Genomic DNA, 21,375 nt, shown 5'->3' on the forward strand with positions numbered 1-21,375 from the left:
TATCGGCGCAAAGCGTGGCGTCTACATCCGGAGCGCCAACAGGAGATTTGCCATGACCGATCTCGCGCAGGCCGAGACCTTCCAACTCGGCGACCGCACCGTGAAGCGCCTGGGCTACGGGGCCATGCAGCTCGCCGGGCCGGGCGTGTTCGGGCCGCCCAAGGACCGCGCGGCCGCGGTCGCGGTGCTGCGCGCGGCCGTGGCGGCGGGGGTCGACCACATCGACACGAGCGACTTCTACGGGCCGCACGTCACCAACCAGATCATCCGCGAGGCGCTGCACCCCTACCCGGACGGGCTCGTGATCGTCACCAAGGTCGGCGCCACGCGCGGGGCCGACGCCTCGTGGAACCCGGCCTTCTCGGCCGAGGACCTCGCCCGGGCGGTCCACGACAACCTGCGCAACCTCGGCGTCGACGTGCTCGACGTGGTCAACCTGCGCCTGATGTTCGACGTCCACGGCCCCGCGGAAGGCTCGATCGAGGCGCCGCTCACCGTGCTGGCGGATCTTCAGCGCCAGGGACTGATCCGCCGGATCGGCCTGAGCAACGCGACGCCCCGGCAGGTCGCGGATGGGCGGCGGATCACCGACATCGTCTGCGTGCAGAACCAGTACAATCTCGCCCATCGGGGCGACGACGCCTTCGTCGACGACCTCGCGGCGGCCGGGATCGCCTACGTGCCGTTCTTCCCCCTGGGCGGGTTCAGCCCGCTGCAGTCGGACACCCTGTCGGCGGTGGCGGCCGGGCTGGGCGCGACGCCCATGCAGGTGGCGCTGGCGTGGCTGCTGCGCCGGTCGCCCAACATCCTGCTGATCCCGGGGACGTCGTCCCTCGGCCACCTCCGCGAGAACCTCGCGGCGGCCACGCTCGCGCTCCCGGATGAGGCGATGGCGGCGCTGGATCGGATCGGGGCGGCGTGAACGGTTTCCGTCCGGACGCTTCGGTTGGGAGCTCCCTCACCGTCATCGCGAGCGCAGCGACGTGACCCAGGGCAGCGCGACGACGGTCGGCGTCGCGCCGTCTGGATCGCTTCGCTCCGCTCGCAAGGACGGCGGTGCGGAAAGGAGCGACCCGAGGCCTACTTCGCCGTCATGCCGGCCACCATCGGGCAGCCGCCCTCGCTCATCGGGCGGAAGGCCTGCTCGGCCGGGATCGTCTCCAGCACCTTGTAGAGATCCCACGCGCCCTTCGACTCGGACGGCGCCTTGGCCTCGAACAGGTACATCGGGTGGATCTTGCGCCCGTCCGGCCGGATCGTGCCCTTGCCGAACAGCGGGTCGTCGGTCGGCATCTCCTTCATCTTGGCGACCACGGCGGCGCCGTCCTTGGCCGAGTGCAGGGCCGCCACCGCCTTCAGGTAGTGCAGCGTGCTGGCGTAGACGCCCGCCTGGTACGAGGTCGGCTTCTTGCCGGGCATGCGCTTCTCGAACCGCTCCGCGAAGGCCCGGGTGCCGTCGTTGAGGTCCCAGTAGAACGAGGCGGTGAAGGCGAGGCCCTGCGCCACGTCCAGGCCCAGCGAGTGGATGTCGGTGATGGCGATCAGCAGGGCGGCGAGCGTCTGGCCGCCCTGGCGGATGCCGAACTCGTGCGCCTGCTTGATGGCGTTGGCGGCGTCGAGCCCGGCATCGGCGAGCCCGATCACCTGCGCGCCCGAGGCCTGGGCCTGGAGCAGGAACGAGGAGAAGTCCGGGTTCGGGAACGGCGTGCGCACGCCGCCGACGACCTTGCCGCCGTTCTTCTCCACCACCGCCTTGGTGTCGCGCTCCAGGGCGAGGCCGAAGGCGTAGTCGGCGGTGATGAAGTACCAGGACTTGCCGCCGCGCTTGAGGATGGCCTTGCCGGTGCCGTTGGCCAGCGCCGCGGTGTCGTAGGTCCAGTGCACGGTGTTGGGCGTGCAGGCCGGGCCGGTGAGGTCGGCGGTGCCGCCGCCCGAGTTGATGAACGCCTTGTTCTTCTCCTTGGTGATCTGCGCGATGGCGAGCGCCACCGAGGAGGTCGGCACGTCGAACACCGCGTCGACGCCGTCGCGGTCGTACCATTGCCGGGTGATCGAGGCGCCGACATCGGGCTTGTTCTGGTGGTCGGCGGCGACGACCTCGACCTTCAGCCCGTGTTCCTCCGGCTTGAAGTCCTCGACCGCCATGCGGGCGGCCACCACCGAGCCCTCGCCGGTGGAGTCGAAGTAGACGCCGGAGCGGTCGTTCAGCACGCCGATCTTCACCGGCACGAGGTCGGCCGCGAGCGCCGCGCCGGCGCCGAACGCGCACAAGCTCCCGAGCAGCGCCGCGGCGCGGTGGCGGAGCGTCATGTCTCTCTCCCTGTCGTGTCCACCCGGCGGCGTTGATCGCCGCTCGGAATGTTTCCGAAGGCAGAGTATCCGTGGCGGTCCGCGGCTGAAACGGGTGCGCGTGAGGATGCCGGCGATCCGTCAGGGGCAGCCCTCCCCGCCCGAGACGGCACCGCCGTCTTTGCGAGCGGAGCGAAGCAATCCAGCAGCACCACGCTCGCCGAGGTCGCGCTGCCCTGGGTCGCTTCGCTGAGCGCGCGATGACGGGTGAGCGGCGGCGATCGGCCTCTCAACCGCCCCGTGGCGCCAGACCGAAGATCGCCCGCGCCTGATCGGGCGTGGCCGGCTCGCGGTCGATGTGGGCCAGCAGGCTCACCGCCTTCTCCACCAGGGCGGCGTTGCTCGGCGCGAGCTGCCCGCGGGACAGGTACAGGTTGTCCTCCAGGCCGACCCGGACATTGCCGCCCATGCCGGCGGCGACCGCGAGGATCGGGAACTCCTCCCGGCCGATGCCGAAGGCCGACCAGACCGCGTCCTCCGGCAGTCGGGCGCGCATCGCCACGAGGGCCTCCGGCGTCGCGGGCGCCCCCCAGGGGATGCCGAGGCAGATCTGGAACAGCGGCGGGCGCGCCAGATGCCCCTCGGCGATCAGGTGCCGGGCCAGCTCGATCTGGCCGAGATCGAACACCTCGATCTCGGGCTTCACGCCCGCGTCGCGGATGTGCCCCGCCATCGCCCGCAGGTGGCCGGGGGTGTTGAGGAACAGGTGCTCGCCGAAATTCATCGTGGCGATGTCGAGGGTGCAGATCTCCGGCCGCAGCGCGCCGACATGCCGGGTGCGGGCCTCCGGTCCCACGAAGGTCGTGCCCGGGCCGGCGACCGACGGGTCGGGGTCGCCCGGCACGAACCGGCCCCCCGCCCCCGTGGTCAGGTTGAGGATCACGGCGTCGTTCTTCTCGCGGATCCGCTCCACCACCTCGCGGTAATGGGCGAGCTCCATGCTCGGCGCGGCCGTCTCGGGGTCGCGGACGTGGATGTGGACCACGGCCGCCCCGGCGGCGGCGGCCTCGAGGGCTGACTGCGCGATGGCCTCCGGGCTCACCGGCACGGCCGGGTTCTTCCGCGGCGTGTCGAAGGAGCCCGTGAGGGCGCAGGTGATGACGGTGGTGCTCGCCATGTGTGTGCTCCCCGCGCGTCAGATCGCTCCGCCGTCGACCGTGATGGTCTCGCCCGTGATGTAGGCCGCGCCCGCGCCCAGGAAGAAGATCGTCTCGGCGATGTCCTCCGGGCGGGCCATGCGGCCGAGCATGGTGCGCCCCACGGTCGAGGCCTTGCGCTCCTCCGACCAGGGCTCGGTCCAGGGCGTGGCGACGAGGCCGGGCGCCACCGCGTTGACGCGCACGTCCGGCGCCAGCGCCCGGGCGAGGCTCCGGGTCAGGTTGATCAGTCCGGCCTTGCTCGCCGAGTAGGCGACCGACGAGCCGCGCCGCCCGAGGCCGGCCACCGACGCGGTGTTGACGATGGCGCCGCGGCTCGCCTTGAGGTTCGCGGCCGCGGCCTTCGCGCAGCGGAACGGCCCGAGCAGGTTGGTCGCCAGGATCGTGGCCCAGAAATCCTCGGTCATCGCGTCGAGGTCCTCGAAGGCGATGGGCGTGGTCGTGCCCGACGTGCCGGCATTGTTGACGAGCACGTCGAGGCCACCGAGCCGGTCGATGCCGGCCGCAACCATCGCCTCGGCCTCGCCCGCCCGCGACACGTCGCCGGGCAGCGCGATCACCGAGAATCCGGCTCCGGCGAGTCGGGCGGCCTCTTCGGGGCCGCGGGGATCGTCCGGCAGGTGGTTCAGCGCCACGGTGGCGCCGTTGCGGGCGAAGATCGCGACGGTCGCGAGCCCGATCCCCGACGAGGCTCCGGTGACGAGGACGCGCCGTCCGGACAGGTCCGCTCCGATCATGATCCCTCCATCCGGCCGATCCCGGCCATCGCCGCCTTGAGCGCCAGGAGCTTGCGGTCGCGCTCGCGGAACAGCTCTTCCGGCGGCCGCCCGCCCCAGTCGAAATAGCCCTTGCCGGCCATCACCCCGGTCCGGCCGGCGGCGCAGAGGGCGTCGAGGGTCTCGGAGCGGGTGCGCGGCGGCGGCGGCGCGTAGCTGCCGTTGGCCAGCGCCCGCTGCGTCAGCTCCAGCCCGGTGAAGTCGGCCTTGGCGAGGTGGCCGAGGATCGGGATGCGCAAGGCGAGCCCGTGGACGATCGCGTCGTCGATGTCCCGCGGCGCGGCGACGTCCTCGTCGAGGAGCCGGAACACCTCGGCGCTGATCGCCTGCTGGATGCGGTTGGCGACGTAGCCGGGGATGAAGCGCTTCAGCACGATCGGGACCTGGCCCAGGCCGCGCACGAGGTCGGCCATGGCGGCGACGACTGCCGGGTCCGTGCCGGGCCCCGGCACCACGTCGACGAGGTCGACGATGTAGGGCGGCGTGTACCAGTGCAGGATCAGCGCCCGCGCCTGCCGGGCTTCCGGGATCAGCGGGAAGACGTCGAGGTAGCTGGTGTTGCTGGCGAGGATCGCGTCGGCCGGGCAGAGCCGGTCCAGCTCGGAGAAGAGCGCACGCTTGGCCTCCGGGTTCTCGGTGATCGCCTCGATCACGAGGCCGGCGCCCGAGACCGCCGCGTCGAGCGCCGCCTCGACCCGGACGGCCAGGGCCAGCCGCGCGGCATCCCAGCCCTCCGGGACGGCGCCGGCCTCCCGCAGGGTCGCGAGGGCGGATTCCATCAGGCCGGGGATCCGCGCCCGGGTCTCGGGCCGCGTGTCGGTGATCCGCACGCCGTGGCCGGCGAGCGCCAGCACCAGGGCGATGCCGTGCCCCATCACGCCGCCGCCGACGATCGCGATCTCGCCCATGCCGCACGCTCCTGTCCCTGCCCCGGGCTCCTCTCGCGGGAATCCTCGGGTCGTCCGTCCGGCCTCAGCCGCCGCGCTGGTCCCGGCGCATCATGAAGGCCAGCTTCTCGAACAGGCTGACATCCTGCTCGTTCTTCAGCAGCGCCCCGTGCAGCGGCGGGATCAGCTTGCGGCCGTCCTGCTCGCGCAGGGTCTCGGGGGCGATGTCCTCGGAGACGAGGAGCTTCAGCCAGTCGAGCAGCTCCGAGGTCGAGGGCTTCTTCTTGAGGCCCGGGACCTCGCGCATCGCCAGGAAGGTCCGAAGGGCCTCCTCGACGAGGCGGTGCTTGATGCCCGGATAGTGGACGTCGACGATGCGCTGCAGCGTCTCGGCGTCGGGGAACTTGATGTAGTGGAAGAAGCAGCGGCGCAGGAACGCGTCCGGCAGCTCCTTCTCGTTGTTCGACGTGATGATCACGATCGGCCGGCGCACGGCCTTCACGGTCTCGCCGGTCTCGTAGACGTGGAACTCCATCCGGTCGAGTTCGGTCAGCAGGTCGTTGGGGAACTCGATATCGGCCTTGTCGATCTCGTCGATGAGCAGGACCGGGCGCTCGGGCGCGGTGAACGCCTCCCAGAGCTTGCCGCGCCGGATGTAGTTGGAGATGTCCGAGACCCGGGGGTCGCCGAGCTGGGAGTCGCGCAGGCGCGAGACCGCGTCGTACTCGTAGAGCCCCTGCTGCGCCTTGGTGGTCGACTTGATGTTCCAGACGATCAGCGGCGCGCCCAAGCCCTTGGCGATCTCCTCGGCCAGCACGGTCTTGCCGGTCCCGGGCTCGCCCTTCACGAGGAGCGGCCGCTCCAGGACCACGGTGGCGTTGACCGCCGCGGTGAGGTCGGGGGTCGCGACGTAGGTCTCGGTTCCGGAAAAGCGCATCGCGGTCTCGGAGAGAGGGGCTCGGGCCAAGGGGTAGCGCGCCGCGCCGCCGGGCCGCAAGCGCCGTCCCCGTCCGGCCGTCCCAGTCGGTGCCGGCTGATGCGCCCGCCCGATGGTCCACGCCGTCATCACGAGCGAAGCGAAGTGACCCAGAGCAGCGGGACGTCCGAAGGCGTGGCGCTACCCTGGGTCACTTCGCTTCGCTCGCAAGGACGGTGGCGCCGCGAGCGATCTCAGCCCTTCTCGTGCCAGACGCAGTTCCGGGCGAGGATCTCGAGGTTGACGTCCGACTTCTGCGGCTGCGGCAGGGTCTTGCCGTCCATGGCGAGGTCGATCTTGATCTCGACCTGGCCCTTCGCCTCGTTGGAGCGGCGGGAGAAGTAGCAGTACTGCTGGTAGGGCTGCTCGGCGCTGTCCTTGAAGTTCCAGCCGGTCACGATCTGCCCGTCGAGGTAGGGCACCTGCTTGAACACCGTGAAGGTCGTGTTCACCGCGGCCTTGGAGGCCGGGGCGGCGTCGTTGCCGAGCTGCGCCTTGGTGGGCGTCGGCGTCGCCGGCGCCTTGGGCAGGCCCTCGAGCTTGAGGGTGTTGTCGGTGAGCGTGACCTCGCCCTTGGTCTTCAGGGTCACGTCCGACAGCGCCGCCTGCATGGCGGCGGCGATCTTCTCGGCGGCGGTGTCGAACTGGTTCAGCGTCGCCCAGCCGTAGGCCGCCGCGCCGACGCCGATGCCCGCGAGGCACGCGAAGGCGCCGAAGCCCAGCGCCCGGAACAGGAAGGCCCGGGCCGCGACGTAGCTCGAATCCGCCCGCAGGCGGGAATTCACCTGCTGGGCGAGGGCGATGTTCTCGGGGGTCCCGCTCGCGACGTAGTTCATGCGCCGGCTCCAGCGGCAGGGAGGGTCGGGCCCGGATGGGTCTGGTTCGGCAGCGCCTGCTGGCCCTGGGCCGGCCGGTTCATCGGGATCACCGCGCCCGACGCGTTGGCGGCGCGCGGCAGGATCGGCTCGGGGTGCGAGCGCAGGGCGTCGGCGATCGCGTCGAGCATGTAGGGGGCCGCCTCCGGGTTCACGGCGGCGCCGAGATCGTCCTCGTCCATGAAGGTCCGGCGGGTCGAGACCGCGCAGAGCGCCAGGATCGTCGACGCGAAGGCGGCGCAGACCGCGGGCAGGAACACGAAGATCCGCAGGAAGGCGTGGACCTGGCTCTCGGTCACGTCGATCGGGTCGACGCCGTAGACCATGGCGGTGAAGGAGTGGAGCTGCGACCGGTTGACCGCGTTCCGGTAGCCCTGCTCGGCGTCGGCCACGCGCCGGTCGGCGGCGCCCGGATCGAGGGCGGCGCGCGCCTTGCGGGCCTCCTCCAGGTCCTTGATCATCCCGGCGCGGTCGGCGGACGCCTTGGCGACGCCCTGCGACAGGGCGGCGACGCGGGGATCGGCCACGCATTTCAGGTTCTGGTACTTCCGGCCCTTGCTGTTGGTGCCGAAGACCCGCTCGCAGCGCTGGGCCGGGAGGCCGGCGAGCTGCTGGGCGTTGTCGGCGGAGCGCTTCTCGATCTGGTCGAGCTCGGCCGTGTACTGCGCCACGCGCTCGTCGGCCGCCTTGATCCGGTCGCCGATCGTGGCGCGGTCGGCCTGGGCGTCCTTCAGGGCGGTCTTGGTCCGGGCCGCCTCCATCAGGCGGGGATGGAACATCATCTCGCCGAGCTGCGACACCGACTTGGTGGTCACGCCCGCCGCGAAGATGATGCCCAGCACGGCGAGGCCGCGCACGAAGTAGGAGCGCTGGGTCCGGGCCAGGATGCCGAGCGGCACGCGGCACAGCTCGACCGCGGCGTAGACCAGCGGCGCCAGCAGCATGAAGTAGAAGGCGTGCCAGTCGCCGTCGCTGTAGACGCCCGCGAACAGCCACGCGCCCCAGAGCGAGGCGCCGATCACCATGAACTCGACGAGGTACGCGATCGCCACGTAGCCCCACTTGATGCGGTAGCCCTTCTCGACGTGGCGCTGGTGCCGCCAGCGGTCCGACTCGAGCTTCCACTCGCGCTTCTCGCGCTCGAGGTCGCGGCTGGGGGGCGCTGCCGGACCGGCAAATATCGATTTGATGGAGATCATCGGCCTCGTCGCATCCATCCGGTCCAGTTCCGGGCCGAGCCCGGCCGAGCTTAACCCCCGGTTAACTCAGGCGTGTATGCGCGCATTGTGCCGATTTTGGGCCGCGTTGCACGCCTTCACCGCATGCCTCCTTTGGATGCCGTCCGCATCCCGCGTGCCGGTGACCGAAATGTCTCACCCGCGCCTGTATCCGGCTTGTGTCGGAACGCACATCCGCGGGGTCGATCGCGGCCGGAACCCGGTTGCCCCGGGGGCGCCGCCGACCCATGATCGCGCGGCCGTGAGCGGCGCTCCCCACCCCCGAGAGACGAGGTTCGATCCGCCGCCGATGCCAGAGGTCCACGCCGGCTCCTACAAGGAAGCGATCCTGTTTCTCGTCACAGCGGGCATCGTGGTGCCGCTGTTCCACCGCCTGCGGATCTCGCCGGTGCTCGGCTTCATCGGTGCCGGGGCCCTGCTCGGACCCTTCGGCCTCGGCCGGCTGGCCGACACCTATCCCTCCGTGCACCTCTTCACCATCGGCAACCGGGCCGAGATCTCGCACCTCGCCGAGTTCGGCGTGATCTTCCTGATGTTCATGATCGGGATCGAGCTGTCGTGGGAGCGCCTGCGGGTGCTGCGCCGGCTGGTCTTCGGCCTCGGCTCCCTGCAGGTGGGCTGCTCCGCGCTGATCCTCGGCGCGATCCTCTACGGGCTCAACGTGCCGCTCACCGGCGCGGTGATCGTCGGCATCGGCCTCGCGCTGTCGTCGACCGCGGTGGTCCTGCCGGTCCTCGCCGAGCAGAAGCGGCTGAACGCGCCGACCGGGCGCACGAGCTTCGCGGTGCTGCTGTTCCAGGACCTAGCGGTGGCCCCGGCCCTGTTCGCGATCGCGGTGCTCGGCCGCGACGACGGCGGCGACAAGGGCTGGGCCCTCGCCCTGGCGCTGGGCCAAGCCGCCGTCGCGCTGGCCCTGATCGTGGTGGCGGGCCGCCTCGCCCTGCGCCCGCTGTTCCAACTCGTGGCGCGCACGCGCTCCACCGAGCTGTTCATGGCCGCCTGCCTGCTGGTCATCGTCGGCACGGCGCTGACCGCGGCGGCGAGCGGCCTGTCGATGACGCTCGGCGCCTTCGTGGCCGGCCTGCTGCTGGCCGAGACCGAGTACCGCCGGGCCATCGAGGCGACGATCGACCCGTTCAAGGGCCTGCTGCTCGGCGTGTTCTTCGTCTCGGTGGGCATGAACCTCGACCCGGCGCAGCTGATGGCGACGCCGGGGGCGATCATCGGCCTGTCGCTGGCGCTGGTCCTGATCAAGGCCGCCGTGGTGATGATGGCGGCCCCCGTGCTGAAGATCCCCCGGCCGGTGGCGCTGGAGACGGCGCTCCTCCTCGGCCCGGGCGGCGAGTTCGCCTACGTGCTGATCGGCGGCGCCATGGCCACCGGCCTGGTGCCGGAGGAGGTCGGCGCGGCGGCCCTCGTGGTGACCACGGTCACGATGATCATGATCCCGGCGCTCGCCGCCGTCGGCCGCCGGCTCAAGCTGCGGGCGACCGCCAGCGCCCAGGCCACCGCCAAGGCGGAGCCGGTGCCGGAGCGCGTGGGGAACCGGGTGATCGTCGCGGGGTTCGGCCGCGTCGGCCGGCAGGTCGGCGAGATGCTGGAGCGGCACAAGATCCCGTACATCGCCCTCGATTCCGACGCCGCGCGGGTGGCCGAGCAGCGCCGCGCCGGGGCGCCGGTCTATTTCGGCGACAGCGGCAACACCGAGATGCTGCGCCGCTGCGACATCGCCACGGCCCGGGCGCTGGTCGTCACCCTCGACAATCCCCGCGCCGTCGAGGCGGCGGTGGCGGCGGCCCGCGCCGAGCGGCCGGACCTGACCATCGTGGCCCGGGCCCGCGACGCCCGCCACGCCTCCTCGCTCTACGAGCTCGGCGTCGACGACGCGGTGCCGGAGACGATCGAGGCCTCGCTGCAGCTGTCGGAGGCCGTGCTGGTCGATGTCGGCGTGCCGATGGGGCTGGTGATCGCGTCGATCCACGAGCGGCGGGACGAGTACCGCGCCCTGCTGAAGAAGCGCGAGGGCGAGTCGAAGCCGATCTTCCGGGCCCGCCGGACCGTCGGGAAGGCGCTGGGCAAGGCCCCGGTCAAGCGGGAGCCCGAGCGCCAAGAGGCGGCCGGCCAGGAGGCCTGAGGGGGCGGCCTGAGGGGGCGGCCTGAGGCGGGAGATCCGAGCGGAGGTCCCGGGGGCCCCGCTCAGATCAGGACCGGGTGCGCGTCCTCGTGCTTGGCCCGCCGCGCCGCGCGGCTGCGCGGCGCCGGCTCGAACCCGTCGGCGAAGCTGCACCGGTAGACCAGCTCGTCCGCCGGCCCGAGGCCGGTGACCAGGGGCACCGTCACGGTGTCGCCGGAGAAGCGCCAGCCGCGGGCGCCCTTGTCCCAGTAGAGCCAGACCGTCCCGGGATAGCCCCGCAGGGTGAAGACCGCGGCCTTGCGCGACAGGGCCTGCACCGCCCGCGGGGCGTACATGCCCTTGTCGCGGTAGGCGTCCCGGGTCGCCTCCGGCTGGCGGTCCATGAAGGTGTTGCGCACCAGCTGAATCGTCGCCCCCGGCTTCCCGAGAAACCGCTTGAATTCCGTCAGATTCCGCAGGATGACCGCCATCGCAGGTCTCCTCGCTAGCTCCGTGTCGGCCGCGCTGCCGCGTCCGCACACACTCGATGTCCCGAGTTGAGCGATTCCCATGACCGATTGAGTGACTGGGCGAGGCTTGTCCGGTCACATATCAACAGATTCGACGACTTATGCCCAGGTTATGAGTCCCATCGGGTCGGAGAGACTCGTTTGGGCGCCGGAATCGGCGCTGCCGACGGGGCTGAATCTTGTCGACCATCGGCGAAGACTCGGAAGTCCTTCGGAAAGGTCCTGCCACGCTCGGCGGCGCGCCGACCGATTCGCGCGGGCTTGACCCGGACGCCCGGCTGGCGCGTTCTCCCGGCATGCTGCTGCAGTTCTTCACGGCCCTCCGGGACGCCAAGGTCCCCGTCTCCCTGAAGGAGTACCTGACCCTGCTCGGCGCCCTGGACCGGGGCCTCGCGGAGCATGACGTCGAGGCGTTCTATTTCCTGTCGCGCACCGCGCTGGTGAAGGACGAGGCGCATCTCGACCGGTTCGACCGGGTGTTCGGCACGGTGTTCAAGGGGCTGGAGACCCTGGGCGAGGCGGTCGAGCCCGCCGCGATCCCGGAGGAATGGCTCAGGAAGCTCGCCGAGAAGTACCTGACCGAGGCCGAGAGGGCGGAGCTGAAGGCGCTCGGCTGGGACAAGCTGTTCGAGACCCTGAAGGAGCGCCTCGCCGAGCAGAAGGGGCGCCACCAGGGCGGCTCGAAATGGATCGGGACCGGCGGCACCTCGCCCTTCGGCGCCTACGGCTACAATCCCGAGGGGATCCGCATCGGCCAGGACGGCAACCGCAACTTCCGGGCGGTGAAGGTCTGGGACAAACGCGAGTTCAAGGACCTCGACGACGACCGGGAGATCGGCGCGCGCAACATGCGCCTGGCGCTGCGGCGCCTGCGCCGCTTCGCCCGGACCGGCGCGGCGGAGGAGCTCGACCTCGACGGCACGATCCGCGCGAGCGCCCGCCAGGGCTACATCGACGTGAAGCTGCGGCCGGAGCGGCGCAACGCCGTGAAGGTGCTGCTGTTCCTGGACGTCGGCGGCTCGATGGACTGGCACATCGAGCAGGCGGAGGCGCTGTTCTCGGCGGCGCGCTCGGAGTTCAAGCACTTCGCGCACTACTACTTCCACAACTGCCCCTACGAGGCGGTCTGGACCGAGAACCGGCGGCGCCACGAGGCCAAGACGCCGCTCCTCGACGTGATCCGCACCTACGGCAGCGACTACCGGCTCGTCTTCGTGGGCGACGCCTCGATGAGCCCCTACGAGATCGCGACGCCCGGCGGCTCCGTGGAGCACTGGAACGAGGAGGCGGGCGCCACCTGGATGCAGCGGCTCCTCGACCATTTCCCGAAGGCGGCGTGGCTGAACCCGGTGCCCGAGACGCACTGGGGCTACACCCAGTCGATCGGCATGATGCAGCGGCTGGTCGCCGGCCGGATGTTCCCCCTCACCCTGGAGGGGCTCGACGCGGCGGCGCGGGCGCTGGTGCGATGACAGGTGCCTTTACGGCCTCACAGCGCGACGCGACCGGAGGCGATGCCGTCCTCGCGAGCGCAGCGAAGCGATCCAGCAGCGCCGCATACGCGGACGTCGCGCCACCCTGGGTCGCTTCGCTGCGCTCGCGAGGACGGGCGGGGATCGCGCGACCGAGACGGTTTCCGTCTCAGCCCTGCTGGGACGGTGTCGTCACCACGAGGCCGTCCATCGCCGGCGTGATCTTGATCTGGCAGGAGAGGCGGGAGTTCTCGCGGACGTCGCTGGCGAAATCCAGCATGTCCTGCTCCATGTCCTGCGCCTTGCCGACCGTGTCGATCCAGGCGTCGGCCACGTAGACGTGGCAGGTGGCGCAGGCGCAGGCGCCGCCGCACTCCGCGTCGATGCCCGGGACGTTGTTGCGCATAGCCGTCTCCATCACGGTCGCGCCGACGCTGCCTTCGACGGTCCGTTCCGTCCCGGCGTGGTCGACGTAGGTGATCTTGGGCATGCTGGGGGCTCCGGGCTCGCGTCGAGCGCAATCTGTCCGACGGGCGGCGTGCCTGCTTGGCGGCTGGAAACGCGGAATGCAAGCGCGGCATTAGACACCGGTCCCGGATCGATCGCCGCATTGGGCGACACCGTCAGGCGCGCGCCTCCGCGATCTCCGCCAGCGCCCGCGCGACCGCGGCCGCGAGGTCGTCGACCGGCACCGCCCCGGCGCCGGCGCGCAGGCGCGTCTCCGCGGCGTCCGCGAGCGCCCGCACGTGGATCGCCCCGACGCCCGCGGCCGAGCCCTTCAGGGTGTGGGCGAGGTCGGCGCGCTGCGCCCGCGGCAGGGCCGGGTCGGCGAGGCGCGGCAGGATCGAGCGGCACTGGCCGGCGAACAGCTCCAGGACCTCACGGGCCAGGTCGGCGTCGCCGCCGGTCTGGGCCTCGAGTTCCGCGGGGTCGATGGCCTGCATGTTCGGGCTCCCGGCATCCGGATTCGTCGGGGATTGCGGATCTGATCCACACAATTCACCCCCTGATTCGCCGGGTGGGGATCGCGCCAGACCCCTCCCCTGCGGCAGGATGGTGGAGGCGGCGAGCGACGGGCCCGGTAACCATTCGGTTAACCTTTTCTGGGGCCGGTCGAGGGCTCGGGTATCGGCAGTCGCTGCCCGAGTTTAGTCTTGTAATGGTAAACGGGGCGTTGCGTCTCCGGCTCAAGCCTCTCCAGGCGCCGGTGAACCCGTGTAACGAGGCGTTGTATGGCGACCGAGAAGAAGCTGAAGGACCCGGCCGAGGCCGCGCTCTCTGCGATCGAGCAGGCGCTGAACCTCGACGCCCTGACGCCGAACGGCACCGACGGTCGCGCCGAGCCGCGCCTGCCCGATGTCGGTGACGCCGACCCGCTGCGCGACGGCGGTCTCGACGCCGGCCGGACCATGCCGCCGCGCCTCGACCTCGACCCGCCGCTCGCCTCCGACCTGCCGCCGCCGGGCCTGGACCGCCCCCGCCGCGAGGGCGGCCTCCTGCCCCCCGACCGCTCGCTCGTGGCCAACGACGACCGGCGCAACATCGGCATCCTGCAGCAGACCCTGCGGGTGCGCTCCTCGCCCAAGCCCTACCTGCTCGCCCTCGCGGCCGGCGCGGTCTGGATCGGCGCCCTGGTGCTGATCGCGTGGTCGAAATCCGACGGCGACCTGCGCGCCGTCCTGTCGAGCCTCTCCGCCCTCCAGGCGAGCGTCGGCGCCGCGGCCCTGTTCGGCCCGGTCGTGCTGTTCGTGATCGCCGCCATGCTGGCGGTCCGCGCCCAGGAGATGCGCCTCGTCGCCCGCGCGGTCGGCGAGGTCGCGGTGCGCCTGGCCGAGCCCGAGAGCTTCTCCACCGACGCGGTCCTGACCATGTCGCAGACCGTGCGCCGCGAGGTGGCGGCGGTGGGCGACGGCGTCGAGCGGGCGCTCGCCCGGGCCGGCGAGCTGGAGACCCTGGTGCGCGGCGAGATCGCCACCCTGGAGCGGGCCTATTCCGACAACGAGATCCGGATCCGCTCTCTCGTGGACGAGCTGGTCGCCCAGCGCGAGGCGATCGTCACCAACGCCGAGCGGGTGCGCAGCGCCATCACCGGGTCGCACCAGAGCCTGAGCCAGGACCTGGAGGGCGCCTCCGACCGGATCGTCTCCGCGGTGACCGGCGCGGGCGAGCGCGTGACCGGCGCGCTGGAGACCCGCGGCGCCGCGATCACCGCCTCCCTGGGCGAGGCCGGCGACCGGGTGGTCAACCTGATGACCGCCCGCGGCAGCGACCTGATCGACACGCTGGCGGCCACCAGCCAGGAGGTGCGCGGCAGCTTCCAGGAGGTCGGCGAGACCCTGACCCGCAGCTTCGAGGACCGCGCCGGCACGGCGACCGGCGCCTTCCAGGCTGCCGGGACCGCCCTGGCCGAGCGCCTGTCGGAGAATGCCGGCGCCCTCACCCGGACCCTGGAGGAGACCGGCAGCCGCGTGAGCGACGCGCTGGAGCGCCAGGCCGGCACGGTGCGCGAGACCTTCGAGCGCTCCGTGACGGGGCTCGAATCCGCCTTCCTGTCGCGCGGCTCGGAGCTGACCGAGCGCTTCGGCGCCATGGGCGCCGAGATCACCGCCCGCTTCGCCGAGACCGGTTCGGCCCTGACCCAGGACATCGCCGGCCGCGGCCTCGCGCTGCGCGCCGAGATCGAGAGCGCCGGCCTGTCGGTCGCCGAGACGATCGAGGGCCGCGGGCGCGACGCCCAGGCCGCCCTGGCGCTCGCCGCCAGCGGCGCCGGCGAGACCCTGGCGGCCCGCGCGGGCGCCGTGCGCGACGACCTCGTCGGCACCGCCGAGCGGATCGCCGAGGCCCTGTCGGAGCGCGGGGGCGCCCTCGCCGAGCGGATGGACGGCATCGCGGCGCGCCTCGACGAGACCGTGACGGTCCGGGCCGCGGACCTGGAGCACCGGGTCGCGGCGGCGGCCGAGCAGGCCGGCGGCAGCATCGCGCACCGGACCGAGACGGTCGCGGCCAACCTCGAGGCCGCCTTCGCGGCCCTGGGCCGGGGCTTCGAGACGGGGGCCTCCTCCGCGGTCCAGTCGCTGCGGGGTACCGTCGAGGGCCTGTCGGGCGAGATCGACGGCCGCACGGCCGAGGCGGTCGCGGCGCTCCGGCGCGGGGCCGAGGCGGCCACCGATGCCCTGCGCGGCACGGCCGAGGACGCCACCGGCGCGGTCGAGGCCCGGACCCTCGAGGCCGTGCGGGTGTTCGAGCGCCGGGTCGCGGATTCCGCCGCCGCCCTGTCGGCGCGGACCGAGGAGGCGGCCGCCGCGCTGCGGGCCGCCGCCGATCAGGCGAGCCAGGCCGCCGAGACGCAGACGCGGGACGCCGCCGCCCGGCTCGCCGCGGCGCTGGACACCCTGCGCAACGCCTCCGGCGAGGTCACCGGCGCGGTCGAGGCCGAGACCGCGATCCTCACCGCCCGGTTCCGCGACGCCGCCGACCGGGCCGGCACCGAGCTCGGCGCCCGCGGCACGGACGCCGTCGCGGCGGTCCGCGCCGCCCTGGACGATCTCAACCGCGAGCTCGCCGCCCGGACCGGCGACGCCACCGGCAGCCTCGCCGAGGCCGCCCGCGCGATCTCGGCCGACCTCGCCGCCCGGATCGGCGAGATGGAGGCGGCCTTCGGCGAGCACGGCCGGAGCGTCGCCGAGCTGCTCGCCGGCCACGCCGACGAGACCCAGGCCCGGATCAGCGGCACCGGCCGCGACATCGTGCTCGCCGTGGCGAGCCAGGGCGCCCGCATCGCCGACACCCTCAGCCAGACCGGCGCGAGCTTCGCCGAGACCGCCGACGGCCGGGTCCGGGCGATCGACGAGACGCTCGGCAACCGCCTCGCCGCCCTGCAGGAGACCATCGCCCGCGGCGACATCCTGGCCGACCGGATCAACCGCGACACCGCCGCGCTGGGCGAGACCGTCGGCGCCCGGCTGGAGGAGATGGACCGCCTCCTCACCGGCAAGGGCGAGGCCGTCGCCGAGACGATCGCCACCCGGGCCCGCGAGGCCGGCAGCCTGATCGAGACCCATCTCGGCGGCCTGGAGACGCGATCGGCCGAGCGGGCCGCCGCCGTCGCGGCCGCCGTGGCGGCGCTGGTCGGCCAGATCGACGACCATCTCGGCAGCCGCGCGAACGCCGTGGACGACGCGCTGCGCGCCCGGACCGACGAGATGGCCCGCGTCATGGCCGAGGGCCATCGCGGCCTGATGGAGATGCTGGAGGGCCGCACCTCCGGGCTCGGCCAGGACATCGCCCGCCACACGGGCGAGATCGCCCGGCGGATCGAGGAGAGCGCCGGCCATTTCGACACCGGCGTCATCGGCCGCCTGCAGGCGATCGCCGAGACCCTGGACCAGCGCGCCCGCCTCGTGGACGAGAGCTTCGGCGTGCAGGCCTTCGAGGCGATCCGCCTGATCGAGGCGCGCACCCGGGCGGTGGACGAGGAGCTGGCCGGCCGGACCCGCGACCTCGTGGCGATGATCGCCGACCGGACCGGCGGCCTCGACGGCGCCATGGCCGAGCGCGTCCGCGCCCTCACCGGCACCATCGAGGAGGCCACCCGCGGCCTCGAGGCCGCGCTGGCGAACCGCGCGGATTCGATGATCCGCCTGGTGGACGAGCGCACCGAGAACGCCGACGCGGCGCTGGCGGCCCGCACCGAGGCCGTGCACGCGGCCTTCGCGGAGCGCGCCGACCTCATCGGCCGCCTGATCGACGAGCGCATCGCCGCCATGTCGGGCGAGCTCGACGAGAAGGGCCGCGCCGTGTTCGGGGCGATCGGCGGCCGGATCACCGAGCTCGCCCGCCTGCTCGACCGCGGCGGCACCTCGCTGGCCGAGCTCATCGACCAGCGCGGCGAGAGCGTGCTCGCCAAGCTCCAGCAGACCATCGCGGACGCCGAGCGGATGCTCGATGCCGGCGAGGGCCGCCTGGGCCACACCCTGTCGAGCCGCACGGCCGACATCAGCGGCCTCCTCGACGAGGGCGTCCGCTCGGTCCACACCCTGCTGGACGACCGCACCAACCAGATCCGCGTCCTGCTGGACGACCATGCCGGCACCCTGGCCGCCACCCTGGACGGCCGGATGGGCCCGATCCACGAGGCGCTGGACGGCCGCGGGCAGGCGATGGTCGCCGCCCTGGAGGGCGCGTTCGGCTCCGCCACCGGCGCCCTGGACGACCGCACCCGCCAGCTCGGCAGCCTGTTCGACGAGCGGCTCGGCCACCTCGAGAGCCTGGTCGACGGCCGCGGCACCCGCCTCGCCGACACCCTCACTGCCCGGGCCCAGGCCCTGCGCACCCTGTTCGAGGAGGCCCAGGCCGGCCTGCGCGACCTCGTGGACGGGCGCGGCCAGGAGGTCGCCGACGCCATCGCGGCCCGGACCGAGGGCCTGCGCACGACCCTCGACGCGGCGCCCGCACAGATGGCGGACCTGCTGGATACCCGCCTGTCCGACCTCCAGGGCCTGTTCGAGCGGGCGCAGGGCGAGATCGACCGCCTCGTGGACTCCCGCGGCCGCCAGATCGCCGGCACGATCGAGCACCGCACCCAGGCGCTCCAGACCACGATCGAGGGCGTGAACCCGGCGATCGCCGGCCTCCTCGAGGAGCGCGAGAACCGCCTCGCCGAGACCCTCAAGGAGCGGACCGGCGAGCTGCAGACCCTGTTCGACCGGGTGCAGAACCGCCTCGGCGCCCTGGTCGAGGGCACCGGCCGCGACGTCTCCGAGCGGGTCGACGCGCGCGTCGAGACCCTGCGGGCGACCTTCGAGCAGGCGCGCGCCGCGATCGAGGGCCTGCTGGAGGACCGCGGCCAGGCCCTGGTGGCGGCCGCCGAGGGCCGGACCGGCGCCCTGGTGGAGGTGTTCGACGCCCGCCTGCGCGCCCTCGACGGTGCCGTCGAGGGCCGGACCGGCGCCCTGGTCGAGACCTTCGACGCCCGCCTGCGCGCCCTGGACGGCGCGGTCGAGGGCCGCACCGGCGCCCTCGTGGAGACCTTCGATGCCCGGCTGCGGGAGCTGGACGGCGTGGTCGAGGGCCGCACCGCGGCCCTGGCGCAGGCCGTCGAGGCGCAGAGCGAGGCCCTGGCCCGCGGCGTCGACGCCCGCGCCGACGCCTTCACGCAGCGCATCGACAGCCGCATGCGGCTGTTCGCGACCCTGGTGGCGCAGCGCGCCGACACCCTGGCCACCGCCTTCGACGACCGCCACGAGGCCTTCGCGGGCCTCATGGACGAGCGCACGGCGTCCCTGGTCGCCGCCCTCGACGAGCGGGCCCGCGCCCATGCCGAGCAGGTCGAGGCCCACAACGCGGCCCTGGCCGAGACGCTCAGCCGCCGCGAGGCCGCGCTCGCCGGCCTGATCGACGCCCGCACCGAGGCCCTCGGGGCCGGGTTCGAGCGCCGCGCCACGGCGCTCGGTGCCCTGGTCGACGCCCGCGGCGAGGCCCTGTCCCGCCGCCTCGCCGAGAGCGCCGAGACCCTGGTGCGCGCCATCGAGGAGCGCGGCGGCGCGCTGCTCGCCAGCGTCGAGGGCAGCGGCCGCGCCGTCGGCGACAGCCTGGAGGGCCATGTCGAGCGCCTGCGCGGCGCCATCGACGGGCCGATGATGGACCTGTCGCGGGCCCTGTCGGACCGGGCCGAGGCGATCGAGCGGACGCTCGCCGAGACCGGAATGCCGCTCGCCGAGAGCCTGCGGGAGCGGACCGAGGAGCTGGCCGTGCAGTCGCGGGCCTCGGCCGAGCTGCTGCGCGCCGCCGTCGAGGACGGCGCGGGCCGCACCCTCTCGGAGTTGTTCGAGACCAACGACCGGATGGGCCGCGAGCTCGGCGCGCTGCTGCAGCGGATCGAGGCCGCCAACACGGCGCTGACCGACCTCGTGGCCGGCGCCGACACCAATCTCGGCGCGATCGAGCAGGGTCTCGCCGGCCGGATCGAGCAGGTCCAGGGGGCGCTGGAGCGCATCGCCGCCGAGACCGGCCGAGCCAGCGCCGGCGTCTCGGCCCAGGTCGAGGCCCTGCGCGGCGCCGCCGACGGGGCGCTCAGCGAGGCCTCGCGCCTCGCCGAGACCCTCGACGGCCGCGGCCGCTCCCTCGGCGAGCAGACCGCCGCGCACGTGGCGGCCCTCGACCGGGCCGCGGCCTCCCTGGCGGCCATCGAGGAGCGCCTCGACTCGGCCCTGTCGGGCCGCGAGACCAAGCTGACCGAGGCGCTGGCCGCGTTCGAGGCCCGGGCCGCCGCCCTGGAGCAGAACGGCACCGCCCTGGCCCAGACCATCGAGCAGACCCTGCGCGCCGCCGAGGAGCGCGCCCGCAGCGTCGGCGAGTCCCTGGCCCAGTCGGCCCAGGGCGCCGGGGCCTCGGTGACGAGCGCCTTCGCCGACCTGAAGGACAGCGCCAGCGCCGAGGGCGAGAAGGCCGCCCAGGGCGTCCGGCAGGTCATCGAGGAGGCGGCCCGCGAGATGCGCAGCGGTTTCCAGGAGGCCCAGGCCAGCTTCGGCGACTCCTTCTCGGCCCTGCGCGAGATGGCGGGCTCGATCCGCGGCGAACTCGACGCGACCCGCGCCGAGCTCGCCAAGGGCGTCCTCGAGCTGCCGCGCGAGACGCAGGACGCCACCGGCGAGATGCGCCGGGTGGTGGCGGACCAGATCAAGGCCCTCAACGAGCTGTCGTCCCTGGTCTCCCGCTCCGGCCGCTCGGTCGACGTCGCCCAGCCGCAGGCGCAGCCCCAGCGCCGGGTCGCGGAGAGCGGCGGCCGCGCCGTCGCGGCGGCGCCGTCCGCCGCGGCCCCGGTCGCACCGGCGATGCCGACGGCGGCCCCCGCGGCTCCGGCCCTGCCGGCGCCCGCGGCGGCGCCGCGGCCCGCCACGGCCAAGATCGAGGCGCCGCGGCCCTCCGCGACCGCCCGCCCGGCGCAGGCCGGCGACAAGCGCGGCTGGCTGTCCGACCTGCTGACCCGCGCCTCGCTGGACGACGACGAGGAGCCGGCGGCCGACGCGCCGGCCGCCGCCCCGGCGCCCGCGCCGGCGGCCCGCCGCCCCGCGGTGGCGGCCGCCGAGACCGGGCGGATCGCCCTCGACACGATCTCGACCGACATCGCCAAGATGATCGAGCACCGGACCGCGGTCGACTTGTGGGAGCGGTACCGCCGGGGCGAGCCGAACCTGTTCGACCCGCGGATCTACACGCCGCAGGGTCGGGCCACCTTCGCGGAGATCCAGCGCCGCTACAGGACCGATGCGGAGTTCCGCCGCAGCGTCGACCGCTACGTCAGCGAGTTCGAGCGCCTGCTCGGCGACGTGGTCAAGAACGACAGCGACGCCAAGCGCACCGACGCCTACCTGACTTCGGAGACCGGCAAGGTCTACACCATGCTGGCCCATGCCAGCGGGCGCTTCGACGGGGCTTAGGACCGATCCCACCGGGGCCGCTCGCGGCGCCGGCGGGGGCCTGACCGGGGGCGACGAGACCCGCCCCGCGCTCAGAGCAGGCCGAGGCCGACCAGCTCGCGCCGCAGGGCCTCGGGCATCTCGGCGAGGTCTCCCGAGGCCTCGGCCCCGAGATCGGCCGGCGCGTCGCTGGCCGTGAGATAGCGCCAGCCCTGGAACGGCCGGTAGGGCCGGGGCGCCACCGGGACAAGCCGGGGATCGAAGACCAGCCGGCAGCGCGGGATGCCGTCCGCGTCGGTGAGCGGCTCGATCGCGGTGATCGCCTGCCGGCAGGACAGCGTCCCGCGGATCACCCAGTAGATCGAGCCCTGACCGGTGATCTCCCGGTGGCGCTTGGGCAGGGTGCGGGTGACGTGGAACGGGGCCGCTTGCCGTCCGTCCCGGAGCGCCTCCGCGCGGAAGCGGGCCTGCCGGGCCTCGAGGTCGGCGATGGTGGCGGGGCCGACGCAGAGCTTGATCAGGTGCAGGGCCACGGATGCGCGTGCTCGGGGGTGCCGGGGGCGCCCCTGATAGCAGGGTCCGCGC

Annotated in this window: 15 protein-coding genes; 4 read left to right on the forward strand and 11 right to left on the reverse strand. The window is 73.3% G+C overall.

The features are described from left to right. The first annotated feature begins 52 nt into the window (after positions 1–52). Positions 53–922, forward strand: coding sequence for an aldo/keto reductase family oxidoreductase (locus BLW78_RS13460; RefSeq protein WP_091680210.1), 870 nt, complete (start codon positions 53–55; stop codon positions 920–922). A gap of 158 nt (positions 923–1,080) precedes the next feature. Here BLW78_RS13460 and BLW78_RS13465 read toward each other — a convergent pair whose 3' ends face one another. From BLW78_RS13465 to BLW78_RS13495, 7 genes are all read right to left on the reverse strand, one after another. After that, the gene (locus BLW78_RS13465; RefSeq protein WP_091680211.1) at positions 1,081–2,310 is read right to left on the reverse strand and encodes an ABC transporter substrate-binding protein; all 1,230 of its coding nucleotides are present in this window, start codon (positions 2,308–2,310) and stop codon (positions 1,081–1,083) included. Between the two features lie 268 nt (positions 2,311–2,578). Next, positions 2,579–3,466 (reverse strand): beta-keto acid cleavage family enzyme, encoded by an 888-nt coding sequence (locus BLW78_RS13470; protein ID WP_091680213.1) that lies wholly within the window; start codon positions 3,464–3,466, stop codon positions 2,579–2,581. Between the two features lie 18 nt (positions 3,467–3,484). Further along, on the reverse strand, positions 3,485–4,243 hold the full coding sequence (locus tag BLW78_RS13475; protein WP_091680214.1) for an SDR family NAD(P)-dependent oxidoreductase: 759 nt from the start codon (positions 4,241–4,243) through the stop codon (positions 3,485–3,487). Continuing rightward, positions 4,240–5,190 (reverse strand): 3-hydroxyacyl-CoA dehydrogenase family protein, encoded by a 951-nt coding sequence (locus BLW78_RS13480; RefSeq protein WP_091680216.1) that lies wholly within the window; start codon positions 5,188–5,190, stop codon positions 4,240–4,242. Before BLW78_RS13480 ends, BLW78_RS13475 begins: the two co-directional genes overlap by 4 nt. 64 nt (positions 5,191–5,254) lie before the next feature. Next, entirely contained in the window at positions 5,255–6,106 is an 852-nt protein-coding gene (locus BLW78_RS13485) for an AAA family ATPase (RefSeq protein ID WP_091680217.1), read from the reverse strand. A 233-nt stretch (positions 6,107–6,339) separates the two neighbouring features. Next, the gene (locus tag BLW78_RS13490) at positions 6,340–6,981 is read right to left on the reverse strand and encodes a hypothetical protein (RefSeq protein ID WP_020092351.1); all 642 of its coding nucleotides are present in this window, start codon (positions 6,979–6,981) and stop codon (positions 6,340–6,342) included. Next, on the reverse strand, positions 6,978–8,237 hold the full coding sequence (locus tag BLW78_RS13495; protein ID WP_020092350.1) for a hypothetical protein: 1,260 nt from the start codon (positions 8,235–8,237) through the stop codon (positions 6,978–6,980). The genes BLW78_RS13490 and BLW78_RS13495 overlap by 4 nt, the downstream gene beginning before the upstream one ends. 310 nt (positions 8,238–8,547) lie before the next feature. Here BLW78_RS13495 and BLW78_RS13500 point away from each other — a divergent pair, with 310 nt between their 5' ends. After that, positions 8,548–10,392, forward strand: a complete 1,845-nt coding sequence (locus tag BLW78_RS13500) for a cation:proton antiporter domain-containing protein (protein ID WP_091680219.1) — start codon at positions 8,548–8,550, stop codon at positions 10,390–10,392. Positions 10,393–10,454: 62 nt separating this feature from the next. Here the strand turns inward: BLW78_RS13500 and BLW78_RS13505 are convergent, their stop codons facing one another. Then, positions 10,455–10,862, reverse strand: coding sequence for a hypothetical protein (locus tag BLW78_RS13505; RefSeq protein WP_020092348.1), 408 nt, complete (start codon positions 10,860–10,862; stop codon positions 10,455–10,457). Between the two features lie 335 nt (positions 10,863–11,197). Here BLW78_RS13505 and BLW78_RS13510 point away from each other — a divergent pair, with 335 nt between their 5' ends. Then, positions 11,198–12,373, forward strand: coding sequence for a vWA domain-containing protein (locus BLW78_RS13510; protein ID WP_091680221.1), 1,176 nt, complete (start codon positions 11,198–11,200; stop codon positions 12,371–12,373). Between the two features lie 169 nt (positions 12,374–12,542). On the opposite strand, the gene BLW78_RS13515 is transcribed toward BLW78_RS13510, so the two are convergent. After that, on the reverse strand, positions 12,543–12,863 hold the full coding sequence (locus BLW78_RS13515) for a 2Fe-2S iron-sulfur cluster-binding protein (RefSeq protein WP_020092346.1): 321 nt from the start codon (positions 12,861–12,863) through the stop codon (positions 12,543–12,545). A 133-nt stretch (positions 12,864–12,996) separates the two neighbouring features. Beyond that, the gene (locus tag BLW78_RS13520) at positions 12,997–13,317 is read right to left on the reverse strand and encodes an Hpt domain-containing protein (protein WP_091680223.1); all 321 of its coding nucleotides are present in this window, start codon (positions 13,315–13,317) and stop codon (positions 12,997–12,999) included. 288 nt (positions 13,318–13,605) lie between these two features. On the opposite strand from BLW78_RS13520, the gene BLW78_RS13525 reads away from it, so the two are divergent. Further along, the gene (locus BLW78_RS13525; protein ID WP_091680224.1) at positions 13,606–20,811 is read left to right on the forward strand and encodes an apolipoprotein A-IV repeat region-like domain-containing protein; all 7,206 of its coding nucleotides are present in this window, start codon (positions 13,606–13,608) and stop codon (positions 20,809–20,811) included. 71 nt (positions 20,812–20,882) lie between these two features. On the opposite strand, the gene BLW78_RS13530 is transcribed toward BLW78_RS13525, so the two are convergent. Next, on the reverse strand, positions 20,883–21,323 hold the full coding sequence (locus tag BLW78_RS13530; RefSeq protein ID WP_020092343.1) for a DUF1489 family protein: 441 nt from the start codon (positions 21,321–21,323) through the stop codon (positions 20,883–20,885). Positions 21,324–21,375 lie beyond the last annotated feature (52 nt).

Source organism: Methylobacterium sp. 275MFSha3.1 (assembly GCF_900108435.1).
GTDB lineage: Bacteria > Pseudomonadota > Alphaproteobacteria > Rhizobiales > Beijerinckiaceae > Methylobacterium.

Bases quoted from the DNA above. Each gene is read 5' to 3' on its own strand.
- BLW78_RS13460 (WP_091680210.1), top strand. From the start codon at position 53: ATGACCGATCTCGCGCAGGCCGAGACCTTCCAACTCGGCGACCGCACC.
- BLW78_RS13465 (WP_091680211.1), bottom strand. From the start codon at position 2,310: ATGACGCTCCGCCACCGCGCCGCGGCGCTGCTCGGGAGCTTGTGCGCG.
- BLW78_RS13470 (WP_091680213.1), bottom strand. From the start codon at position 3,466: ATGGCGAGCACCACCGTCATCACCTGCGCCCTCACGGGCTCCTTCGAC.
- BLW78_RS13475 (WP_091680214.1), bottom strand. From the start codon at position 4,243: ATGATCGGAGCGGACCTGTCCGGACGGCGCGTCCTCGTCACCGGAGCC.
- BLW78_RS13480 (WP_091680216.1), bottom strand. From the start codon at position 5,190: ATGGGCGAGATCGCGATCGTCGGCGGCGGCGTGATGGGGCACGGCATC.
- BLW78_RS13485 (WP_091680217.1), bottom strand. From the start codon at position 6,106: ATGCGCTTTTCCGGAACCGAGACCTACGTCGCGACCCCCGACCTCACC.
- BLW78_RS13490 (WP_020092351.1), bottom strand. From the start codon at position 6,981: ATGAACTACGTCGCGAGCGGGACCCCCGAGAACATCGCCCTCGCCCAG.
- BLW78_RS13495 (WP_020092350.1), bottom strand. From the start codon at position 8,237: ATGGATGCGACGAGGCCGATGATCTCCATCAAATCGATATTTGCCGGT.
- BLW78_RS13500 (WP_091680219.1), top strand. From the start codon at position 8,548: ATGCCAGAGGTCCACGCCGGCTCCTACAAGGAAGCGATCCTGTTTCTC.
- BLW78_RS13505 (WP_020092348.1), bottom strand. From the start codon at position 10,862: ATGGCGGTCATCCTGCGGAATCTGACGGAATTCAAGCGGTTTCTCGGG.
- BLW78_RS13510 (WP_091680221.1), top strand. From the start codon at position 11,198: ATGCTGCTGCAGTTCTTCACGGCCCTCCGGGACGCCAAGGTCCCCGTC.
- BLW78_RS13515 (WP_020092346.1), bottom strand. From the start codon at position 12,863: ATGCCCAAGATCACCTACGTCGACCACGCCGGGACGGAACGGACCGTC.
- BLW78_RS13520 (WP_091680223.1), bottom strand. From the start codon at position 13,317: ATGCAGGCCATCGACCCCGCGGAACTCGAGGCCCAGACCGGCGGCGAC.
- BLW78_RS13525 (WP_091680224.1), top strand. From the start codon at position 13,606: ATGGCGACCGAGAAGAAGCTGAAGGACCCGGCCGAGGCCGCGCTCTCT.